The sequence below is a fragment of the Acetobacter sp. DsW_059 genome (genome assembly GCF_002153695.1).
In the GTDB taxonomy this organism is placed as follows: Bacteria; Pseudomonadota; Alphaproteobacteria; order Acetobacterales; family Acetobacteraceae; genus Acetobacter; species Acetobacter thailandicus.
On sequence record NZ_JOPI01000011.1, the window covers coordinates 52,197 to 73,402 of the forward strand.

General features: G+C 48.4%; 18 protein-coding genes. 5 read left to right on the plus strand and 13 right to left on the minus strand.

Annotation, left to right across the window (positions count from 1 at the left end; all coding sequences use genetic code 11):
• Positions 1 to 22 precede the first annotated feature (22 nt).
• The 4 genes from HK25_RS02840 to HK25_RS02855 are packed head-to-tail and all read right to left on the minus strand — an operon-like array spanning position 23 to position 3,251.
• The gene (locus HK25_RS02840; RefSeq protein ID WP_198945937.1) at positions 23 to 802 is read right to left on the minus strand and encodes an amino acid ABC transporter ATP-binding protein; all 780 of its coding nucleotides are present in this window, start codon (positions 800 to 802) and stop codon (positions 23 to 25) included.
• Positions 799 to 1,512 (minus strand): amino acid ABC transporter permease, encoded by a 714-nt coding sequence (locus HK25_RS02845; RefSeq protein ID WP_086635230.1) that lies wholly within the window; start codon positions 1,510 to 1,512, stop codon positions 799 to 801. The genes HK25_RS02840 and HK25_RS02845 overlap by 4 nt, the downstream gene beginning before the upstream one ends.
• Positions 1,513 to 1,516: 4 nt before the next feature.
• Entirely contained in the window at positions 1,517 to 2,410 is an 894-nt protein-coding gene (locus HK25_RS02850) for an ABC transporter substrate-binding protein (protein WP_086635231.1), read from the minus strand.
• Between the two features lie 22 nt (positions 2,411 to 2,432).
• Complete coding sequence (locus tag HK25_RS02855; protein ID WP_086554863.1) at positions 2,433 to 3,251, minus strand: phytanoyl-CoA dioxygenase family protein; 819 nt, start codon at positions 3,249 to 3,251, stop codon at positions 2,433 to 2,435.
• A 309-nt stretch (positions 3,252 to 3,560) separates the two neighbouring features.
• On the opposite strand from HK25_RS02855, the gene hisC reads away from it, so the two are divergent.
• Genes hisC through HK25_RS02875 form a run of 4 tightly spaced genes read left to right on the plus strand, consistent with a single transcriptional unit; the run spans position 3,561 to position 7,702 of the window.
• Positions 3,561 to 4,694, plus strand: coding sequence for a histidinol-phosphate transaminase (gene hisC / locus HK25_RS02860; protein WP_086635232.1), 1,134 nt, complete (start codon positions 3,561 to 3,563; stop codon positions 4,692 to 4,694).
• A 40-nt stretch (positions 4,695 to 4,734) separates the two neighbouring features.
• Positions 4,735 to 6,120 (plus strand): FAD-binding oxidoreductase, encoded by a 1,386-nt coding sequence (locus HK25_RS02865; RefSeq protein WP_086635233.1) that lies wholly within the window; start codon positions 4,735 to 4,737, stop codon positions 6,118 to 6,120.
• Entirely contained in the window at positions 6,120 to 6,710 is a 591-nt protein-coding gene (locus tag HK25_RS02870; RefSeq protein ID WP_086635234.1) for a HutD family protein, read from the plus strand. The genes HK25_RS02865 and HK25_RS02870 overlap by 1 nt, the downstream gene beginning before the upstream one ends.
• A gap of 29 nt (positions 6,711 to 6,739) precedes the next feature.
• A complete protein-coding gene (locus HK25_RS02875; RefSeq protein ID WP_086635235.1) occupies positions 6,740 to 7,702 on the plus strand; it encodes an isopenicillin N synthase family oxygenase in 963 nt (320 codons plus the stop codon).
• Between the two features lie 21 nt (positions 7,703 to 7,723).
• Here the strand turns inward: HK25_RS02875 and HK25_RS02880 are convergent, their stop codons facing one another.
• From HK25_RS02880 to HK25_RS02920, 9 genes are all read right to left on the minus strand, one after another.
• The gene (locus HK25_RS02880; protein WP_086635236.1) at positions 7,724 to 9,064 is read right to left on the minus strand and encodes a HAMP domain-containing sensor histidine kinase; all 1,341 of its coding nucleotides are present in this window, start codon (positions 9,062 to 9,064) and stop codon (positions 7,724 to 7,726) included.
• Entirely contained in the window at positions 9,061 to 9,726 is a 666-nt protein-coding gene (locus HK25_RS02885) for a response regulator transcription factor (protein WP_086635237.1), read from the minus strand. The genes HK25_RS02880 and HK25_RS02885 overlap by 4 nt, the downstream gene beginning before the upstream one ends.
• The gene (locus HK25_RS02890) at positions 9,723 to 12,800 is read right to left on the minus strand and encodes an efflux RND transporter permease subunit (RefSeq protein ID WP_086635238.1); all 3,078 of its coding nucleotides are present in this window, start codon (positions 12,798 to 12,800) and stop codon (positions 9,723 to 9,725) included. The genes HK25_RS02885 and HK25_RS02890 overlap by 4 nt, the downstream gene beginning before the upstream one ends.
• 7 nt (positions 12,801 to 12,807) lie before the next feature.
• Positions 12,808 to 13,995, minus strand: coding sequence for an efflux RND transporter periplasmic adaptor subunit (locus HK25_RS02895; protein ID WP_233127627.1), 1,188 nt, complete (start codon positions 13,993 to 13,995; stop codon positions 12,808 to 12,810).
• A complete protein-coding gene (locus tag HK25_RS02900; protein WP_233127630.1) occupies positions 13,992 to 15,128 on the minus strand; it encodes a TolC family protein in 1,137 nt (378 codons plus the stop codon). Before HK25_RS02900 ends, HK25_RS02895 begins: the two co-directional genes overlap by 4 nt.
• 287 nt (positions 15,129 to 15,415) lie before the next feature.
• Positions 15,416 to 16,738: an MFS transporter gene (locus HK25_RS02905; protein WP_086635240.1), complete on the minus strand. Its 1,323-nt coding sequence runs from the start codon at positions 16,736 to 16,738 to the stop codon at positions 15,416 to 15,418.
• 35 nt (positions 16,739 to 16,773) lie between these two features.
• On the minus strand, positions 16,774 to 17,691 hold the full coding sequence (locus HK25_RS02910) for an N-carbamoyl-D-amino-acid hydrolase (protein WP_086635241.1): 918 nt from the start codon (positions 17,689 to 17,691) through the stop codon (positions 16,774 to 16,776).
• A gap of 30 nt (positions 17,692 to 17,721) precedes the next feature.
• Entirely contained in the window at positions 17,722 to 18,942 is a 1,221-nt protein-coding gene (locus HK25_RS02915) for a Zn-dependent hydrolase (RefSeq protein WP_086635242.1), read from the minus strand.
• A complete protein-coding gene (locus HK25_RS02920; RefSeq protein ID WP_086635243.1) occupies positions 18,935 to 20,137 on the minus strand; it encodes a diaminopropionate ammonia-lyase in 1,203 nt (400 codons plus the stop codon). Before HK25_RS02920 ends, HK25_RS02915 begins: the two co-directional genes overlap by 8 nt.
• A gap of 140 nt (positions 20,138 to 20,277) precedes the next feature.
• On the opposite strand from HK25_RS02920, the gene HK25_RS02925 reads away from it, so the two are divergent.
• A complete protein-coding gene (locus HK25_RS02925; protein WP_158092912.1) occupies positions 20,278 to 21,138 on the plus strand; it encodes a MurR/RpiR family transcriptional regulator in 861 nt (286 codons plus the stop codon).
• Positions 21,139 to 21,206 lie beyond the last annotated feature (68 nt).

Below are 21,206 nucleotides of genomic sequence, written 5' to 3' on the forward strand. Positions count from 1 at the left end.
TATTTCTTTATCGTAATAAAAATCAGTGATGGCGGGCACTGACAGAATGAACAAACTGACGCACCCGTTCAGTGCGGGGTGTGTTGTAAATCTGCTCTGGCGGGCCGCTTTCCACGATATGGCCGTCAGCATAAAAACAGACTTTGTGTGCGGTTGACTGTACAAAGGCCTGGTCGTGTGTGACAGTCAGCAGCGTCAGCCCCTGTGCTGACAGGTCACGAATAATACTTTGCACGCCGCTGACCAGCTCAGGGTCAAGTGCACTTGTTGGCTCATCAAACAAAATAACAGGAGGTTCCATCGCCAGTGCCCGGGCTATGGCGACACGTTGTTTTTGGCCGCCTGAAAGCTGGTGGGGGTAGTGGTTTTGTTTTTGCAGCATCTGGACTCTGTCCAGCGCGTGGCGTGCCAGTATGACGGCCTGATCTTTGTGGAGTTTTTTTACGGTTAACAGTGCTTCCATCACATTTTCCAGGGTGGTCTGGTGTGAAAAGAGGTTGAACTGCTGAAAAACCATAGGCATGCGAGCTCTTGCCTGCCGCAGTTGTTTTTCAGGGGCAATTTCAAAGTGTGAGCGATAGTGCTGGCAGAGTTTCTGGTTCAGAAAGGTGATGCTGCCAGCTTCGGGACGTTCGAGAAAGTTAATGCAGCGCAGTAAAGTAGATTTACCTCCTCCGCTGGGGCCGATGATAAAAAGAGCCTCTCCCTGTAAAACAGTCAGGTCAACACCGCGCAGAACAGCGTGACTGCCATATGATTTATAAACCTGCTGTAGCGTTAGCACCGGAACTGCTGTTGTCATGGTGTAATCCCTTCCACAGCTTCTGGCATGACATTGGCAACGCCACCTTTGGTGTGGCGTGAAGGGGTGAGTTTACGTTCAAGCCAGCTGACACAGCGTGCGCTGGTAAAACTCATGATGAAATAGATCAGTGCGACCATCAGATACGTGTTCATACTGTCAAACGTGTTCGAGATGACGATTGTTGCATGTCGTAAAAGTTCGTTGACAGAGATAAAAGAAACCAGAGAACAGTCTTTTAGCAAAGCAATAAAATAGCCGCCCTGGGTGGGGAGAGAAGCAACAAAAGCCTGAGGAATAATAAGGCGCCGGTAAATCTGAAGAGGTGACATGCCCAGCGAAATGGCCGCAGATTTCTGTCCTTCATCAACAGCTTGAATGGCTGCACGGTAGACTTCAGACAGATAGGCTGACAGGTTCAGGGTCAGGCCCAGTGCACCAGCCCAGAACGCAGGGAGAATAATACCCAGCTCAGGGAGAGAGAAATAGATAAGCAGTAATTGCACAATAAGGGGTGTATCACGCCAGATTTCGACATAGGCCTCAAGCGGCCACCGTATGAGGCGACTGCCGGACAGCCGCCCTGTAGCTGTGAGAAAACCCAGTATCATGCCTCCGGCCATGCTGATGAAGGAGAGCTGAAGAGTTACTTCTGCGCCACTAAGGAGAAAAGGCAGATATTCATGCACTTCAGACCAGAAAACGCTCATTGTGTTACTCCGTCTGTTCGTTCTGGTTCAGGTGGTCCTGCAACTCTTCCCAGACATGGTAGCGCCTGAGGATGGTGCGAAGCGTGCCATCCTGTTTCATATCATCCATTGCTTTATTAATAGCTTTAAGCAGCAGAGGGCAGGTGTTACGCACGACAATACCCTCATCGCCCAGACGGTAGCTGGCCTTTGCCTGGGCATCTTTCCAGGCAGGTTTGGGTTCATAAAAAAGTGGAGGTCCGATAGTGCGCAGTCCTGCAAAGTGCTCTTTCTGAGCCTGCAGAGTGCCCTGGTCGACAACGACAGCATCAACCTGTTTGTTTCTCAGGGCAACAAACGGGTCACCAAAGGTATTAAAATCGCTTACTTTTGCAGCAATATTTTTATCGACCAGCATATGAGCCGTCATTGAATCTGTTGTGCCCAGCACAGACCCCAGGTTAGCTGTTTTCAGATCATCCAGAGTATGAAGAGGGGAGTTTTCTGGTACGATAATACGGTCATACAACATAAAATAAGGGCGTGAGTAGGCAATATGCGCATAGGCAATGCGCTCTTCAGTAATTGTCAGATCAGACAGGATAATATCCCACCGGCCGACTTTCAGGCCCGGGACCAGTGTGCTCCATTCCGTGATGATAAATTGTGAGTGCGGTATACCCAGCCTTTTAGTCAGTTCCTGTAAAAGGTCTGCGTCAATACCATGATAGACGCCCTCTTTATCCTGCCAGAGGGAGGGGTGTGCGCCAAGAAGCGCATTGCCAGCCGTTAGCATGCCTGCCTGACGAATATCATCAAGGCACTCTGCATAAGCCGGCAAGCAGAATATTGGGGTAAGAAAACAGCTGATAGTGAGACAGAAGAAAAGAAGGTGCCAGGAATGATCATATTTTGTCATGCCACCTTCTCCACATTTCTGTTCAGGCTGTTGCTTTATACAGCAGGGGGAAGTCGGGTCCTTCCAGCGGGTCTCCGTCTTTGAGTGTAAGGTGCGGGAAGGGGGGGGAGCCTTTGCCGCCCCTGTCAGCAAAACGGGCATTTTCTCCTACCCAGCGGGCAGAAAACACACGCCGTCTTTGCGTTGTGCCGGTTGTGGCCGGCGCACCGTGGATTATACGAAAATCAAAAGCGATGGCATCCCCCGGGGCAAGGTCCCAGCTGCGGATAGTATATGCATCACGGTTTGCATTAATGTCGGGCATTTCTGGCAGAGAATCGTCTTTATACAGTTTCGATCCGTCAAAACGCCGGGGGCGGTGAATTATACCCTCCTTATGTGAGCCAGCCACACACTCCAGGCACTGATCCTTTGAGACAGGATCAAGAGGTATCCACAAACTGAGTGTTTTCTCTCCCGTCACGCAGTAATACGGACTATCCTGGTGCCATGGGGTTACTAATGTTGTGCCAGGTTCTTTGACCAGTTCGTGGTCATGAAAAAAGCGTACCTCACGCGCCTGCATCAGCTGGGCGGCTATACCTGCAACGGGTGAGTTTTCGATGAATTTTCTGAATTGTGGGATACGCTGCCAGTTGCACAGATCCTGAAAAAACGGAGCAGAGCCTTCAGGCTGGTAAGAGCGTTCGAGCGGGCTGGGAGCTGCCATGGTGGCTGCCATGCCATCGCGCAGAAGTTCTGTCCAGTCTGAGAAGGCGCCGCGAACAACGGCTACGCCTTCAGTCTGAAATGCTGAAATGGTTGCGTCGTCCAACATGATCTGATGAGCAGGAAGGGCCATAAGCGGTTTTCCTCATGTTCCGATATCAAAACAATATGTTGTATGTACACGATCGGTCAAGAAGAAAAAACAGGCGTAGAATTTTTGTATGCCCTGAGATGAAATGAGTGAAAATATTATTAAATATTAACATATTTTCAAATTTATTAAGAAAAACACAGTGTTTCCGGGCTTTTCCTTCAGGCTTCTCCTGTCCCGATGAGTGTAAAATATGTGCAGGGAACAAATCTTATACATTTCTCTCTTTACAGGTTTTAAATGTCTATACATTAATGACGAATACCGCTTAAGGCAGGAGGTTTCTTCGGGATGTCGGATTCTGTAGCACTCTCATTTTCAGGTCATAAGGCATTGTGCCGGGCTGAAGTCTCGATGTTGCCCCGTTATAATGCTGGTCTTTCAGAAGATGAGGTCCGCAGGCGTTATAATCTTACAACGATTGTTAAGCTGGGAAGTAATGAGAATCCTTATGGCCCTTCACCGCAGGTTAAAGCCGGGTGGGCAGGTCTGGCAGACCGGCTGGGGCGTTATCCTGATGCGGGTGCCGCTTTGCTGCGTCATGATATTGCGCGGGCGCATATGACAGAGGTGGAGCGTGTTCTGGTCGGGAATGGCTCAGAGCAGATTATCCGCCTGATTGCTGAGGCATATCTTTCGTCAGGTGATCGTGTGGTAACGGTCAGGCCAGCTTTTGGTCTGCATGAAATTTATCCCCGTATGATGGGGGCTGAGGTCGATGCTGTTCCGGTCACTGCAGAAGCGACTTTTGATCAGGCTGCCTTACTGGCTGCGGTAAAGAAACCTTTGAAAATTTTAATGTTTTCAAACCCCTCTAATCCGGTAGGCTGTATGATGACCGGAGCAGATCTCTCTGAGCTGATCGAGGCCTGTCCGCAGGATGCCCTCATTGTCGTTGACGAAGCTTATCGGGAATATGCAGAGGAAGACCCGAACTATCCTGATGCGCGTGCATTACTCGAGAAGCAGGGGCGCCCCTGGATTATCCTGCGTACTTTTTCTAAAGCGTATGGGCTGGCAGCCTTACGTATTGGCTATGCCCTGACCTCGTCAGAGGAGGTTGCTTCAGTGCTTGATACTGTGCGCGATCCGTTTAACACAAATATGCCGGCCCAGATTGCGGCCAGTGCGGCGCTTGCAGATGTCGCATATATGAAAGACTGTATCCGAAAAGGGATTGCCGAAAGAGAACGCATGGTGAAGGCCCTCAGAGAGCTTGGTTTTTTTGTTGCTCCTGCCTGGACCAATTTTGTATTTGTCCGCACGACGCAGGGTGCAGCTCAGCTTGCAGATGCGTTACTTGAACGAGGCATTATTATTAAGCCGTGGAAAGAGCCTGGTTTTGAAAACTGGGTGCGTATCAGTATTGGCCTGCCCGAGGAAAATGATACAGTTCTTCACGCTCTCGCTGATCTGAGTTTGTAAGACAGCAGATTCGCCATCGCTTTGTTGTGGAAAGTTTATTATGTCTGCCCTTGAACATGTTCTGACAGAATTAGCTGAAATTTTCGGTGATCGTATTTCTCGCGGAGAAGCTGTGCGTGAGCATCATGCTCATGGCGAGGGCTGGCAGGAGGGATGTCTGCCTGGTGCGGTTATTTTTGCCGAAAGTACTGAAGAAGTCTCAGCTGTTCTTAAAGCCTGCAACGAGCATTCTGTGCCGGTTGTGGCTTTTGGCGGGGGCACTTCACTTGAAGGGCATGTTACCCCTTCAGAGACGGGTATTAGTCTCGATCTTTCCCGTATGACCCGTATCCTTGAAGTGAATGCTGAGGATATGGACTGCCGTGTTGAGGCAGGGGTTACGCGTCATGCTCTTAATGCTTATCTGCGTGACAGCGGGTTGTTTTTTCCGGTTGATCCGGGTGGAGAATCTACGCTGGGGGGGATGTGTGCCACCCGTGCCTCAGGCACAGCAGCTGTGCGTTATGGCACAATGCGTGAAAATACCCTTGGTCTGACCGTTGTTCTGGCAGATGGTCGTGTGATGCGTACAGGTGGCAGGGTGCGTAAATCTGCCACCGGATATGATTTGACACGTCTTTTTGTAGGTTCGGAGGGGACATTAGGCATTATTACTGAGGTGCAGCTGCGCTTACATGGTCAGCCAGAGGCTGTAGCGACAGCCGTGTGCCAGTTTGAAAAACTGGAAGATGCTGTCAATGTTGCTGTAACAACCATGCAGCTCGGCCTGCCTGTTGGTCGTATGGAATTAATGGATGAAGTGCAGATGGATGCATGCATTCGTTACTCTAAAATGGAGGGATATGATGTCCTCCCGACGATGTTTTTCGAGTTCCATGGTGCGCCTGCTGCTGTGAAAGAGCAGGTTGAGACAATGGAGAGTGTTGTCGATGACCATAATGGTAAAGGCTTTTTGTGGAGTAATAACCCCGAAAATCGTAATGAATTATGGAAAGCCCGGCATAATGCTTTCTGGGCCTGTCTTGCTTACCGCCCTAATCATCGGGGGCTGGCGACTGATGCCGTTGTGCCGGTCTCGGCTTTGACTGAGCTGATTACTGGCAGTAAGCGCGATATTGAGGAGTCAGGCCTGCTCGCCCCTATTGTCGGGCATGTGGGTGATGGTAATTTCCATACGGTTATTCTTGTGCCGCCTGAGCCTGACGGATTGGAGCGTGCGCTTGAGCTTGATCGTAAAATTGTCGGACGTGCGCTTTCTCTTGGCGGGGCATGTAGCGGCGAGCACGGGATCGGCTTCGGTAAAAAGGAATTTATGGAACGCGAGCATGGTTCAGTTGCCCTGGATGTTATGCGTATGATGAAAAAATCTTTTGACCCCAATAATATTTTAAACCCAGGTAAAATGCTTCCTGAAGTTGTCGGCTGATGTGGCAGCGCCAGTGTTTATCTGAAATCAGAGCGCAGCCCTGGCGTAATGGTCAGGGTGTCACGCGCCTTATTGCAGAGGAGACAACCTCTGGTGCCGGATTGCAGTGGCGTTTGAGTGTGGCTGATATTTTGAATGATGCACCTTTTTCCCGTTTCCGGGGCTGGTGGCGTTATTTTGCTATACTGAGCCAGGGTGAGGTTGCTTTGTCTGCAAAAGATAAATCATGGTGTCATCTGATAAAAAATAAGAATAGTCCAATTGAATTTTCCGGAGATGAAGATGTTTTGTCTGCATGCTCAGCCGGAGGTGTCCAGGCTTTAAACCTGATGATTAAAGATGAGAAAAATAATGTAAAAAAAATAGATTTTTCTTTCTTTGACAAACAATTTTCTTTTTCAGGAAAAAAGAAAGGAACGCAGAGAGTATTTATTTTTCCATCCGGCGGGCGATGGGTTTTGTCACGTAATGATTCATCAGATATGAGACTTCTTCCGGGTGAAGTCTGGAGCTGTGTTGTATCAGATGATTCTGAAAATATCCTGATACCAGAAGAGAAAGAAAGTAGCTTATTCAGGATAATTTTATAATTTTTTCACAAAGAGGAGGGAATAACGTAATGACTGAAAATAGTTTTATACCCGTTATTGATCTTGCTCCTGCTCGTGCAGGTGACATTGCTCTTGCGGGGAAGCAAATTCATCATGCTTTTATTACCTCTGGTTTCTGTTATGTAAAAAATCATGGTATTCCTGATGCATATATTGAAAATTTGCGCCGGGAATCTCTTGATTTTTTTCATCTTCCTCTTTCAGAAAAAGATCAGTATCGCCCAAAACAGGCAGTGCGTGGGTTTAATGCGCTTAACCGTACAATTATGTATGGTGCCGAACGTCCTGACTATAAAGAATTTTTTCAGATCGGTCCTGAATTTCCGCCGGATGGAATGGAAAGCCCGCCGCAGAACGATTTACAGGGGCCTAATGTATGGCCTGAAGGACGGCCGGCATTCAGGCAGGCTTTTTTAAATTATTATCAGGCTGCGGCTCAGTGTGGGCAGTTACTGCTAAAGGCTGTTGCAAACTCTCTCAATCTTGACAGTAATTTTTTTGAAAAAAAATATCATTATCCGTTGCAGAGAACACAGACCATATGGTACCCGCCGGCTCAAATGCCCGCTGACACAACAAGCATTACCTACGGTGTTGCCCCTCATACAGATTATGGTTGTATTACCTTATTATGGCAGGATGATACTGGCGGCCTCGAGGTGCAGAATCTTCAGAATGAATGGGTTCCTGCAGCACCTGTACCCGGCACTCTTGTGATTAACATTGGTGATTTATTATGCCGGTGGTCTAATAATCGTTACCGTTCTAATATGCACCGTGTTTTAAATAAATCAGGTAAAGAACGCTTTTCTATTGCGACTTTTTATGATCCTGACTTTGATGCGGTTATTAATCCCCGGGATCTTGGTTTGCCTGAGGGGCAGGCATCCTGCTATGAGCCTGTGACAGCCGGTGCGTATATTATGGGGCGTATCCGAGATTCTCAACAAAAAAACAAATCTAAGAAATGATGAGGTATGTAAAAACTTTTATCATTTTTTATTTTTTTTAGATGACTGAAATTTTATACTAACCATAACACCTCTTGTTTGCTCAGGGATCGGTGAGGTGACACTCATCTCAGCTCCAAGCTGCTCAGTTATTTGCCGTGCAATGGCAAGTCCCAGGCCGCTCCCGTCTGCATTTGTCTGACCTCTGATAAATGGTTTTTCCAGATCTTTCAGATTCTCAGGAGAGAGTGAAACACAGTCATTGGTAATCATAACACACTGGTCCTCAGTAATTTTTACTTTGACAGCTTGTCCGGATGATCCATGAAGAACAGCATTTTCAAGAAGGTTACGAAACAAAATGCCAGCAATATCCATATCTCCTGTAAGGAGTAAGCTGTTAACACCTGAAATTTTTATAATACAGTGATTCTCACGCTCAAGCTCTTCTGCTAAAAACTGAATAACTGGAATCAGATCAAAACTCTCCCCACTCAGAGCAATACCTGATGTTGCCCTTGAAAGCTGAAGCAGTTTCTCCATTGTTCTTCCGATACGCCGGGTCTGCTGCATAATTGTTCTGGCTTGTTCTTCATGGTCTGATGCAGCGAGCTTTGCTTTTAGCAGCTGAACCTGTGCCAGCAACGCTGCGACAGGATTCCTTAGCTCATGAGCTGCATTGGCAGCGAAAGCTCTTTCGGTGGACAGAGCCATTTTAAGGCGTTCGAGTAAAAGATTAACAGCTGTATGAATAGTCACAAGTTCTTCTGGTAAATCAAGCGGCGGCACCGGTTCCAGATTAGAGCCTCCGCGACTTCTTATTTCCTGCTGTAAGCATGTCAGAGGGCGCATTGCATGTCGCACGTGCCACCGTACCAAAATCCATATTGCCGGAAAAAAGATAATCATTGGTAAAATTGAAATAAGAACAGCCCGTCTTACAGCTTCGTTTCTGTGAAAGTCAGGCTCTCCTACGAGAATATAATGGTGCCCTGAGGCTGAGGGCACAACATAGACCCGAAATGAGGGAGCATTGTAAAAACCAGTTTTGAGATCAGGTATAAATAGCTTTGGTGGTGCATTTTGTGACCTGACTTCCAGATGTCCGTCTGTTCCGGCAATCTGATATGCCAGTGTGCGTCTGTTGACACCTGACAGATAGGCAATGCGTCCGCCTGGTATGGAAGTATTTTTTCCGCTTTCATCAAGTTTACCGACAACAAACTCAAGGCGTTCGGCAACTTCCTGCAAAGAGTTGTCAAGGCGCTCCGTCACTTCAAAACGGGTGAAAGCTGCAATAAGAATACTCAGAACAACCAGGGCGCCCAGCACGACCATGAGTGTCCCGGATACAATGCGTGATGCCAGGCTCCATTGTTTCATAAGCTGATTCCTGCCAGCCTGTATCCTCTGCCGCGTACGGTTGTAATAAGATCAGGACTGGTTTTTTTTCGTATTCTGCTGATGAAAACTTCAATCGCGTTGCTCTCAACATCATCGCTCAGGCTGTAAAGAGCATCTTCAATCTGTTCGCGGCTGCACAGTGCACCAGGTCTGCGTGCCAGGAGTTCAATAACAGCCCATTCGCGCGCTGAGAGGTCTATTGTATTTTTGTTTTGTATAAGCTGGCGTCGTGATAAATCGATGATGATATTACCACAGGTTACAATATTATCCGGTAAAGCAGTATAACGTCTTGAGACAGCATCAATACGGGCGACCAGTTCATCAAGGTCATAAGGTTTGACAATATAATCGTCAGCACCTTCTGAAAGGCCTGAAATACGATCACTGATCTGGTCTCTCGCTGTCGTAATCAGAATGGCCAGTAAAGATCGTTGCCGGCGTATTTCGCGCACCAGTTCAAGTCCGTTCCCATCGGGTAACCCCAGATCAAGCAATAAAAAATCATATGAAGAGACTTTTAGTGCAGCCCGGGCATCACTCAGGTTCGTAAACCAGTCTACGGTATGTCCTGCCTGGCGCACGCGATCTCTGACAGCAGAGCCGAGAGCTTTTTCATCTTCAATAATCAGAATTTTCATCGTTCACGGCTTTTCATCGTCCGGGCATATAAGGAGGGTAGCACAAGCAGTGTCAGCAGAGTTGAGGAGATCAGCCCGCCAATGACAACAGTGGCTAATGGCCGTTCGACCTCTGCCCCGGCACTTGTTGAAATGGCCATAGGAATAAACCCAAGGCTGGCGACCAGTGCTGTTGCCATAACCGGACGAAAACGGTCTTTAGCGGCTTCAAATGCGGCCTGAGCAGCAGCATAACCAGAACGACGCAGCGTATTGATGGCAGTCATAAGCACAACGCCATTGAGCACAGCAACACCTGATAAGGCGATAAAACCAATGCCTGCTGATACACTAAACGGTAGTCCGCGCATGGCCAGAGCAAAAATTCCACCAGTTGCCGCAACGGGAAGGTTAATAAAAACAAGGCCAGCAAGCCGGGCAGAATTAAGAGCGACAGTCAGGAGCACGAAAATGAGAATAAGAGCTATGGGAACAACAATTTCCAGTCGTGCCATGGCTGAACGTAAGTTCTGAAACTGACCTGCCCAGGTAATACGATAGCCTGCCGGTAATTTTATCTTCTGTCCGATTTCTTTTTGTGCCTCTTTTACAAAAGAACTCAGGTCGCGGCCGCGTACATTAGCCTGTACAATTAAACGACGGCGTATTCCGTCTCTGCTGATACGAGGCGGACCATTCTGCACAGTAATTTTGGCAACCTCAGACAGAAAAACAGCCCCTTTTCCATCAGAGCGGCGCACTCTCAGGTGACCGATCTGTTCACGCGTTCCTGCCTGGGCAGGGTCATATCGTACCTGTGTGCTGATCAGAGCGTTATTAATTGTAACAGGCCGTCCGATATGGCCGCCAATGGCCTCCACCACATTGAGTATTTCCGGCTGAGAGACATTAAGGCGGGCTGCCTGACGGCGATCAATGTCTATATGAATAAAAGGCACAGTGCCTTCTCCCTGTGCAGCAACGTCAGCTGCTCCCGGAATAGCTTTTAAAATGCTGACAGTCCTGTCGCCGAGATGAGCCAGTGTATCGAGGTTATCTCCGTATATTGAAACAGCAATCTGGGTACGCACACCTGAGAGGAGGTCATCCATACGCATTTGCACAGGCTGACTCCATGAAAGTTCCATGCCGGGCAGTTCATTGTTGAGTGCTTTATTCATCGCTGTGACCAGTCCCTCCTGCGTGTGTGCTGTTGTCCACTGCGAAGGAGGTTTCAGAAAAATAAAGCTATCTGTTTCATTAAGACCCATGGGGTCAGTCGGGATAGCTGATGTGCCTGTAGAGCTCACGACACTGGTCACCTCGGGAAAACGGCGCAGAATACGTTCTTCGATACTGACTTCTTTCAGTACTTCAGGCAATGAAATACTCGGCAGACGTGTTGCTGAAACAGTGAGCATGCCCTCGTCGAGAGAGGGAATAAACTCGCCACCAAGGTGAAGGGCAACCCAGACTGAGCAGGAGAAAATGACTGCCGTAAGAGAAAAGAGTAGCCCGGAGCGATTTTCACACCAGTTGAGGAGAGGCAGGTAAATGCGACGCATCTGGCTGACCAGGAGTGTGTCACGATGTGCGCCTTCAGCTTTCATGGTCATCGCGGCAATAACGGGTATCCCAACGATGCAGTAAAATAATGATGCCAGGAGAGCGAGAATGACCGTCTGTGCCATAGGACGAAACATTTTACCCTCGATCCCCTGTAACGTCAGGATGGGCAGGTAAACAATAATGATAATTAAAATACCAAAACTGACAGGTCTCAGCACCTCTGCCGCAGAGGATAGCGCCATGGCAGATAATGGTGTTTTCTGACCGTTTTTCTGATCACGCGCGCGGTGTGTCATCAGATTTTCAACAACAACCAGAGAGCTGTCCACGATCATACCAAAATCAATGGCACCCAGACTTAAAAGGTTAGCAGAAATGCCAAACCAGCGCATGCCTGTCATGGCACAGACGAGCGCAAACGGAATAACGGAGGCAATAACCAGCGAAGCACGCCATTCACCCGTCACAGCAATCAGGACACCCACAACCAGAAGAGCACCGGTTATAAGATTTTCTTTCACGGTGCTGATGGTGTCAGAAGTCAGAGCAGAGCGCACATAATAAGGTTCGAGCGTCACACCATGAGGGAGAGACTGACGAATAGCAGGTAAGGCAGCATGAATAGCAGCAAGCGTTGCGTTTGAGCCTGCTCCCTTTTGCATCATCACCACACCGGTAACAATCTCTCCCTGGCCATCACGTGTCATAGCGCCAAGGCGTGTTCTTGGTCCCATAGAAACCTGCCCGATATCACGCAGAAAAATAGCTGAACCATCAGCATTTGTCCGGACCGGAACTGACGCAAAATCATCAAGAGAGCTGATCAGGCCGCGTCCTGCAATAATCTGCTGTTCTGCTCCATGTTCAATCCAGCCTCCGCCAGAGGCAGCATTATTGCCATCCACTGCACGAAAAACATCTCCGGCGGACACGCCAAGTGCCAGCAGGCGGGCCTGGTTAAGTGTGACCTGAAAAGTCTGTTCTGCGCCACCGCTTATATTCACATCGACAACGCCCGGCACCAGTTTAAGCTGAGGGGCAACAGTCCATGTCATCAGGCGGTTCAGGTCCATAAGCGAATATCCTTCGCCCTTAATCTGCAACTGCATAATCTCGCCAAGGCCAGTTGTCAGCGGACCGATATTAATGCTGATGCCAGGAACGGAGATAAGCTCTTTTGCCTGCTGAATACGCTCTTCCACACGGGTGCGGTCGAGGTTGATGTCTGTATTATCTGCAAACTGTACATAGACGACTGATACGCCAGAGCGGGAAACCGAACGAAGATCTGTGATGTCAGGAATACCGGCCATGCTGGCCTCAACCGGAAAGGTAATAAGCTGTTCAATTTCTTCGGTGGCGAGACCTGGCGCAACAACTGTGACAAGAACCTGCTGAGGGGAGATATCCGGCACAGCCTCGACCGGCAGGTCACGCACCATGAGGCAGCCTGCGATAAAAATCAGCAGTAAAAAGGTAGCCACAAGCCAGCGTCGTCCGTAGAGAGCGGATAAAAAAGCCATCATGAAGCTATTACTCTCCGTCGCCTGTATCAGACATCAGCATGACTGCTTTAAGAGCAAACGCGCCGTGAGTGACTATTTTCTCTCCGTCAGAAAGGCCGGAGACAATGACTTTCTGACCGTTACCTGATGCGCCGACCTGAACCGCCCGCGGGCTGAAATGATCAGCACCGGCTGGTATAAAGACGACGCTGGCCCCGTTAATATCCTGCACAGCATTTTCGGGCACAATGACCCCGGTTGTTGTTTTTCTGAGCGGTAAATATGTGTTGAGAAACATGCCCGGGCGCAGATGTCCGTCAGGGTTTGGTATACGACTGATAACCCTGACAAGACCTGTGGCCGGGTCTGCTATGTCACCTGCTGAGGTTATTTTTGAAGGCAGGAAAGTTGTTCCTGTTTCTGATGGCAGCTCGGTTGTTTGTATGCCATTTTCAGACACTCTTGCGGCATCATGCGGGAGGATGTCTGAGACGATCCAGACTGAGGACATGTCGGCCAGAGTGACCAGCATTGTTGCAGGAGAAATATCATCAGCCGCTCCGACAGCAACGGACTGTACTTCTGCCGCAGCGGGTGAAATAATCTGCGAAATTTCCGGTTCTTTTGGTTTGTTCGTCTCTGTGACTGAATTATAGTCTTCTTCAAGCTGATGATTGAGAGCTTCTACATCAGCCTGTCTGGCTGTTACGTCGTCTTTTGCGGCTTTAAGCGTGGCAAAACGTCGTGTTGTTTCCCCCACAGTGACCGTAGCGCCTTCAAGCTTTTTACCTCTGCTATAGGCAGCAGCGGCATTCTGATACGCTGCCTGAGCTGTTGTCAGGGCAGCTTGAGCCTTGATGATTTCAAGATGGAGTAAATGCAGAGAATGGTCCTGATATGTTAGCAGAACCTCTCCTTTCTTTACATGCTGACCCGGAACAACCAGAACGTCGAGTACTTTGCCTGAGCCGGCAGGATGAATGCGCACAACACGACCTGCTTCTGCCGTGACGGTGCCCATGGCTTCAAGCGTATTGTTCAGAGTACCGGTTTTTACAGCAGAAATGACCAGGTCTGCGTTGCGCTGTGCCGCGGCACTCATGGTAATTACGGTATCTGAAGCCGCTGCATATGCTGAACAGAGGCCTGTATTCAGAGCAATAAGCAACAGAAGAAAGCGCTTCATCCGGTTCATGTGCCTGTGCTGAGCTTTCATTCAAATTCTCCGGCTGCAATTATGGCTCTGATGATTGCGGCATGCCAGGAAACTTCCGCCTGGTTGCGCATTTGTAGTGCGGAGTATGCGGCAGTCTTTGCCCGTAAGAGCTCAATGAGGGAAACTTCGCCAGCCTGCCAGGCACGGGTCATGTCATTAGCCCGTTTATTCATGTTCTCAGAAGCCAGTAATGTATTTTTAAATGTGTTTTCGGTTGACCTCAGATGTGAGAAAACCTGTGTCAGCTCCTGTCTGACGCGACGGTGTATCTGCTCTTCCTGATTAATTGCAGTGGCGACTTTATTCCTGGCTTCAGTTTCGATCGGTATATTTCTGACTGTGCTGGGTAAGGGGATGGAGAGAGTTACACCTACCCGGTTATCCCATGGGCTGCCGTATTGTTTTTCGTGAATAGCACCTATGCCGACTTCGGGGTTAGGCATAAACGAGGCACGTGCCAGGCGCATGCCGGCATTGGCGGTTCTTACATTTTGTTCAGCTGTTTTTACCCGGGGGTCCATTTTTTCCAGAAGGCTCAGGGGGAGTGCCCGCGCATGAGCGACTGATATTTCATCGTAAGAAAGAAGGTCTGGAACACCAGGGCGCCCGAGTATAATCTCCAGAGCTGATGTCGCATTTTCGACCTGCTCGGTGGCCAGAGAGCATTCGCTTTGGGCATTGGCAACTTCAGCTATGACGGCCTGCTGGTCTGAGCTGGTCATTTCGCCTGCCTGCACACCACGGCTGACTGAGAGCTGAAGCTTTTCAAGAGAAGACTGTAATGTTCTGGCAATAGCGAAGTGTCGTTTTGCGCTGATTACAGCAGCAGTACTATCGAGTACTTTAATAGCGACAGCCATACGTGCGACTTTTAGCCGTTCTTTTACAGTTAAAGCTTCTGCATTTGCAGTTTTAACTGTAGCCGTACCCTGGCCTGGCAGCCATAAGGGCACAGATATGCCACCCTGATAGGTGGTATATCCTTCATTGCTGCCTATAGCATGATCGTCAAAATACTGACCTGATATGGTTGGTCCGCCAGAAAACCACGAACCTGCAGCATGAGCACGCGCTGTAGCAGAATGATAATTAGTATTTAATTCATTATGATCGGGATCACTTTGCCAGGCCATCTGAACAGCCTGGGGAAATGTTATCTCCTGTGCCCGGGCCACTGAAAATATGACAGGAAGCAGGAGAAGGGTGAGTATAACACGAGGTAACTGTCCCGTCCTTTTTTTCGCTGCTTTCCGATAACAACCAGGCATGAGTTTAAACCGTGATCAATTTTCGCTGAATTATGTAACCTTTCGGTGGTTATATCAGTGAAAGCTGACAGTTTCCTGAACGAGTGTCAGATATAGGGATATCGATGAGGCTGTCTGTCAGGGCCGTGTGATCATACCGTATGTCGGGCTCTTCAGGTGTTTTTTGTATTCTCTATGTTGCCTGCATAAAGAAGCAGGGCCCCAAGGCACATCAGAGCGCCTGTCTGCATAAGACCATAATAGATGCTCCCGGTCAGATGTTCTGTCAGTGAGATAAGATAAGGGCTGAGAAAACCACCCATAAGCCCCATCATATTGATGATGGCATAGCCTGTGGCAGCGCCTTTTCCTTTTAGAATATCGGAGGGAATAGCGAGAAAAACAGTATAGGCAGCATAAAGTGTAATAGTTGAAAGAGTAATCAGACTGATAGCAAAGATCGTGTTGGTACTGCCCGCAAACCCGAAGGCCAGAAAAGTAAGAGAGGAGAGGGTTAACGGGTATAAAACACAGGGTATTCTCCGCCTGCATTTATCTGCTCTGGCAGACCAGAACAACATAAACGGTACTGCAAAAATATAAGGGATAGCCGAAAGAAGGCCGATAGTGAGGTTAGCAGAAACACCTGTTTGCCTGATAATATGAGGTAGCCAGAAGCCGATTGTGTATATGCCTGAAATGACAGATAAAAAAGATAGGCCGAGGAACCAGACACGACGGTCAGTCAGAACATCCTTAAAGCCATTATGACTGATATAATGGTTACCTGATGCATGCCGGGTGAGGTATTGTTTTTCATTATTGGTGAGCCACTTTGCCTCCTGTGGGCTTTCTGGCAGTGTCATGTAAATAATTACAGCCAGGGCAATGGAAGGAAGGCCTTCAAGGAAGAACATCCATCTCCAGCCATCAATGCCGCCGGCGTAGTCCATTTTGTCCAGAATAAAACCTGAGAGAGGGCCGGCAATAATACCTGCGAACGGCCCCATACTCTGCTCAAGGGAGACAACTCTGGCCATACGTTTTTCAGGGTACCATAAAGAAAAGTAAAACAGGCAGGCTGGTGCAAAGCCAGCTTCAAATACACCCAGGAGAAACCGTAAAACGGAAAACTCAAAAGCAGTATGTACAAAACACATACTGGCTGAGGTCAGCCCCCATAAAAACGTAATACGGGCAAAGGTTCTTCTCGCCCCTGTACGTTCCATTAACCATATGGCGGGGATTTCAAATAACACATACCCTGCAAAAAAAATGCCGGCGATAAATCCATAATCCTGCAAAGAGAGGTGAATTCGCTCTGAAATCTGGTGTTGTGCATAGCCAATATTCAGCCTGTCCAGGCTGTCCATCAGATATGTCAGAGCCATAAGCAGCAGCACGCGTAACCCCACCCGGCGATACAGCCCTGTAGCTTCATGTTCAGATAAAAGTGTCTGCGGTGTGGAACGCTCAAAAGAGGGTGAGGTATTCACGGTCCTGAAGCTCCATACAGGGTGTTTTTAACAGTTCAGCTTGTCCGGGAAAGAAGAGGATACATTTCTGGTCTTCTGTGATGTTTGAAATTAAAAACATTTTCACGAATTTCTTTGACACGATCAATATCGCATAGTGCCAGAATGACTTCGTCATCAGTTGAGCTGGCCTGAGCTGCAATTTCTCCTGTAGGAGCAATAATACAGGTTTGCCCAAGAAGCTGGCAGCCTTCTTCCAGGCCCGCTTTGGCAACTCCGATAACCCACAGACCATTTTGGTATGCACCAGCCTGCATACATAAATGGTTATGAAAAGACTGAAGGTGGTCATGTGAAGGCATAGGGGCATAATGCATAGGTGTATTATAGCCAATAAGAGCAATTTCTGCACCACGCAGCGCCATTTCACGGTAGGTTTCCGGCCAGCGGCGGTCATTACAGATGGCCAGCGAGAACTCCGCGTCAAAAAGTCTTGCCGTAGAAAAGGGCTCTGTACCTGGTTTGAAATAGAATTTCTCCAGATGCTGGAAAGGTCTCCAGCTTTCATACTGACTATGACCTGGAATATGAATTTTTCTGTAACGCAGAATGATGTTACTATTTTTATCAACCAGTACTGATGTGTTGAAGTGATGAATTCCACCAGCCTGTTCTGTTTTTTCGGCAAAACCAAAAGAGAAAGCTATGCCAAGTTCACGTGCACGGGTGAATAGAGGGGCCGTATCGGCTCCGGGCATTTCTGTTTCAAAAAAAGAATCTATTTCTGAAGTATCTTTGATATACCAGCGTGGGAAAAATGTAGTCAGAGCCAGTTCCGGATAGACAACCAGCTGAGCACCACATCGGGCAGCTTTCTCCATAAGTGCGATCATACGCTGTACTATTTTCCGGCGGCTGTCTGCGCGCTGGTTTGGCCCCATCTGGGCAGCAGCAATAACAATTTCTCTGCTCATAATTATTTATGGCTCCTTATCGCGACAATATTATAACGCATCGGAAAGAATGGCTTCAGCTAAAACCTGTGTGCCACGGCACAGGTCGTCGGGGTATGTCAGCTCTGCTATGTTGTGGCTTAAGCCGTTTACACTTGGTACGAAGATCATGGCTGCAGGGGCGATGCGGGCTATCATTTGTGCATCATGCCCTGCACCTGAACACAGGCGCCTTGCTGTAAAGCCGTTATTGTGGGCAATTTTTTCAATCTGGCTAATGAGTTTTCCGTTAAACGAAACGGGATCAAAGCGTGCCAGAGTTTCCTTTTCAACTGAAATATTAAAAGCTTTTTCAGTGTCGCTGATCAGCTCTGTAAGTATTTTTTCAGCAGTTTTAAGGGCTTGTTCATCGGGGTTTCTGAGGTCAATAGTCAGAGTAGTGATGTGAGGAACAACATTGATAAGGTCAGGCAGTACCTGAAAAGACCCGCAGGTGATAAGTTGTTCGGGTATATCCTTTAAGGCAGTGTGCAGACGGGTAATAAGAGACATAGCCGCGAGGCCTGAATCGGCCCGGCTGTGCATGGGGGTGGTGCCCGCATGTGATGAACGACCACGGAAGGTGAGGCGGCTCCATGAAATACCCTGAACCCCGGTTACAACCCCGATATCAGTATTCTCATTTTCGAGAACAGGGCCCTGCTCAATATGGAGCTCATAGTAACTGATAATATGGTCAGGGCCACGACCCGCACCGGTATAGCCTGTCCGATCAAGTTCATCACCCAGTGTTATACCGGATTTATCTGCTGTTGCCCGGGCGGTTTCTACAGACATTCCTCCCGCGAACACGAGGCTGCCCAGCATGTCTGGCTGAAAACGAGCCCCTTCTTCATTAGTAAAAGAGGCAACAGTTATGCTGTGTTCTGTTTTTATACAGGCATCGTTTAATGCGGCAATAACCTCAAGGCCGGCAAGCACGCCGTAAGTGCCATCATACAGCCCACCCGTCAGAACTGTATCAATGTGTGACCCGGTCATTACTGTTGAGGATAAACGCCCGGCGCGCGTGCCGAAGATATTACCAACGTTATCAATGCTTACACTCAGACCAAGAGCTTTCATCCGGCTTACCAGCTCGTCGCGGCCGAGCCTGTCGCTGTCTGTCAGGGCCAGACGTGCAACACCACCGCCCGGCAGTGCGCCAATCTGCCCGAATGAGCTGATGTCTAACAGGAATCTTCTATGGTTTATCTGTATTTTTTTATCCATGATCTGCACCGGAGATAATATGACGGTATAAGTCAGGGTCGGTATCGCCTTCGGTGCCGATCAGTAAAACGCGTGAATCCGGGCCCAGAGTCAGCGCCTGTCGCAGTTTTTCAGCCGCCTCGCTCTGTTCCGCCATAATGGTAAGAAGAGTGGCAAAGCCTGCAACGCCACTTTCACCGGCTGTTACCAGAGCATCACCGTTATAGCCGCGGACAAGGCCGCGCATGGCTTCTTTTACGCTTTCATCTGTAATAGCAACAAAGGCAGATGAACCGGCGAGAAGTTCTGGTAGCGCAATGCCAGAGGGCTCACCACAGGCGAGACCAGCCATAATTGTGTCCAGCTCTCCGGTTACGCTTTCGTAGTGCCCGGCCCTTGCACTTTTAAGAATACAGGCTGCTTCTGAGGGTTCTGTGATAATGACATGCGGTGCCTCTGCCCCGTAATAGTCAGCCAGATAGCTGAGTATGGCTGCGGCAAAACCGCCTACACCGGCCTGCAAAAACACATGAGTGGGACGTATGCCGTTAAGCTGTTCAATGGTTTCTGCTGCTATGACGCCATAACCCTGCATAATCCAGCCGGGAATTTCGGTGTATCCCTCATATGAGGTATCAGAAACAACCGTCCAGCCGTTTTGTTCTGCCTGTTGCCCGGCATAACGTACGGCGTCATCATAATTACCTTTTGTACGAATAACTTCAGCGCCGAAGGCCGCAATAGCTTTGCCCCGGTTTTCAGAAACTGTTTCATGAATATAAATAACGCTGCGGCAGCCAAGTTTTTGTGCCCCCCAGGCAACAGATCGGCCATGGTTGCCATCTGTGGCACAGCAAACAACGATCTGCTCTGTAATATTTTTATATTTTCCTTCCAGAATGTCACTGACCGGGGGGAAAGTCCCTGTTTTGCTGGCAATAGCCTGCATGAGCACACGGCATACGGCATAAGCGCCCCCCAGAGCTTTAAAGCTGTTCAGGCCGAATCGTTCTGCTTCCTGTTTGTAATAAACTTCAGCTACGCCAATGTGTTTTGCTGCACCGCTGAGGTTAAGCAATGAGGTAAATTTATAGCCTGGCCACGCAGATATAATGTTCAGGCTCTCGGCCACAGCCTGAGTCCCTGCCGGAAACAGGGGCGCAATATCTGTGTGGTCTGCCCTGCCGGGGGAAGAAATATAATAATCTGCAATCATGCTACAGCATTCCCAATGACCGTTAACTGGCTTTATCTGATACCAAAGGAGAAAGCCGCGTCAATAAAAATATGAAATATATTTTTCATATTGAAATCGAAACGGCATTTGTGTTTCATAAGGGAGTCGGAGTGAATCGCATGACAAAACAAACAGACCTGGAAAACCGCATTATCCGCGTTCAGCATGAACTGAGTGCCGGCGAACGTCGTCTGGCAGCAGTGATTGTTGAACTGGAGGGTAATATATCTGGCTTTACCGGGGGAGAGTTGTCTGAGATGGCAGGTGTTTCCCCTTCAACCGCCGCACGCTTTTTCAGGCGGCTTGGTTATGTCAGTTATCAGGAGGCACGAACCGAAGCACGTGATAGTGCAGTAAAAGGATCACCGCTTGATGTTTACAGGGAAAAAAACAGAAAAGAGGGTCATAGCTCCGACTTTCTGGCATATATAGAGCAGGAAAAGAAAAATCTGACACTGACCTATACGGAAATATCCGAAGAGATGCTTAAAAAATCTTCTGATATTATAAAAAATTCCGGAAAAGTTTATATTATTGGTTTTAGAAACTCATACGCTATTGCGTTATATTTGCGTAATCAGCTTGCTATACTTCGTCAGAATATACGTCTTATTCCAGCGCCTGGGGAAGATGTGGCAACTGATCTGACTGATCAGCAACCAGATGATGTTCTTTTAGTTGTTGGTCTTCGTCGTCGAACGGTCACACTCAGTAAAATAATCAGCCATTTTCATAAAAATGGTGGAAAAATTGTCATGCTGACAGACCCCTCGGCTTCCTCATGGCAGGAAGAGCGTGTTGTTACGCTACGCTGCATTACTGAAAGCCCCGGTGTTTTTGACAGTTATGCCACACCGATGTGCGTCCTTAACTATTTGTTATCTTTGCTCCAGAAATCTTACAGCTCTCATGTCGAGAAAAGATTTTCGGAGGTTGAAAGCATACGAAATGAAATCTACGGAACTGGCAGCCTTCTGTAACTGAAGGAGCGTTTCGTGGCCCTCATAACATCGCACGGATAACCGCCTGGTCCGTTACTATGAAAGGT

What these genes read in the sequence shown, in the direction of transcription:
- HK25_RS02840 (WP_198945937.1), bottom strand. Translation starts at nt 802, where the DNA reads ATGACAACAGCAGTTCCGGTGCTAACGCTACAGCAGGTTTATAAATCA.
- HK25_RS02845 (WP_086635230.1), bottom strand. Translation starts at nt 1,512, where the DNA reads ATGAGCGTTTTCTGGTCTGAAGTGCATGAATATCTGCCTTTTCTCCTT.
- HK25_RS02850 (WP_086635231.1), bottom strand. Translation starts at nt 2,410, where the DNA reads ATGACAAAATATGATCATTCCTGGCACCTTCTTTTCTTCTGTCTCACT.
- HK25_RS02855 (WP_086554863.1), bottom strand. Translation starts at nt 3,251, where the DNA reads ATGGCCCTTCCTGCTCATCAGATCATGTTGGACGACGCAACCATTTCA.
- hisC (WP_086635232.1), top strand. Translation starts at nt 3,561, where the DNA reads ATGTCGGATTCTGTAGCACTCTCATTTTCAGGTCATAAGGCATTGTGC.
- HK25_RS02865 (WP_086635233.1), top strand. Translation starts at nt 4,735, where the DNA reads ATGTCTGCCCTTGAACATGTTCTGACAGAATTAGCTGAAATTTTCGGT.
- HK25_RS02870 (WP_086635234.1), top strand. Translation starts at nt 6,120, where the DNA reads ATGTGGCAGCGCCAGTGTTTATCTGAAATCAGAGCGCAGCCCTGGCGT.
- HK25_RS02875 (WP_086635235.1), top strand. Translation starts at nt 6,740, where the DNA reads ATGACTGAAAATAGTTTTATACCCGTTATTGATCTTGCTCCTGCTCGT.
- HK25_RS02880 (WP_086635236.1), bottom strand. Translation starts at nt 9,064, where the DNA reads ATGAAACAATGGAGCCTGGCATCACGCATTGTATCCGGGACACTCATG.
- HK25_RS02885 (WP_086635237.1), bottom strand. Translation starts at nt 9,726, where the DNA reads ATGAAAATTCTGATTATTGAAGATGAAAAAGCTCTCGGCTCTGCTGTC.
- HK25_RS02890 (WP_086635238.1), bottom strand. Translation starts at nt 12,800, where the DNA reads ATGATGGCTTTTTTATCCGCTCTCTACGGACGACGCTGGCTTGTGGCT.
- HK25_RS02895 (WP_233127627.1), bottom strand. Translation starts at nt 13,995, where the DNA reads ATGAAAGCTCAGCACAGGCACATGAACCGGATGAAGCGCTTTCTTCTG.
- HK25_RS02900 (WP_233127630.1), bottom strand. Translation starts at nt 15,128, where the DNA reads ATGGCCTGGCAAAGTGATCCCGATCATAATGAATTAAATACTAATTAT.
- HK25_RS02910 (WP_086635241.1), bottom strand. Translation starts at nt 17,691, where the DNA reads ATGAGCAGAGAAATTGTTATTGCTGCTGCCCAGATGGGGCCAAACCAG.
- HK25_RS02915 (WP_086635242.1), bottom strand. Translation starts at nt 18,942, where the DNA reads ATGGATAAAAAAATACAGATAAACCATAGAAGATTCCTGTTAGACATC.
- HK25_RS02920 (WP_086635243.1), bottom strand. Translation starts at nt 20,137, where the DNA reads ATGATTGCAGATTATTATATTTCTTCCCCCGGCAGGGCAGACCACACA.
- HK25_RS02925 (WP_158092912.1), top strand. Translation starts at nt 20,278, where the DNA reads ATGACAAAACAAACAGACCTGGAAAACCGCATTATCCGCGTTCAGCAT.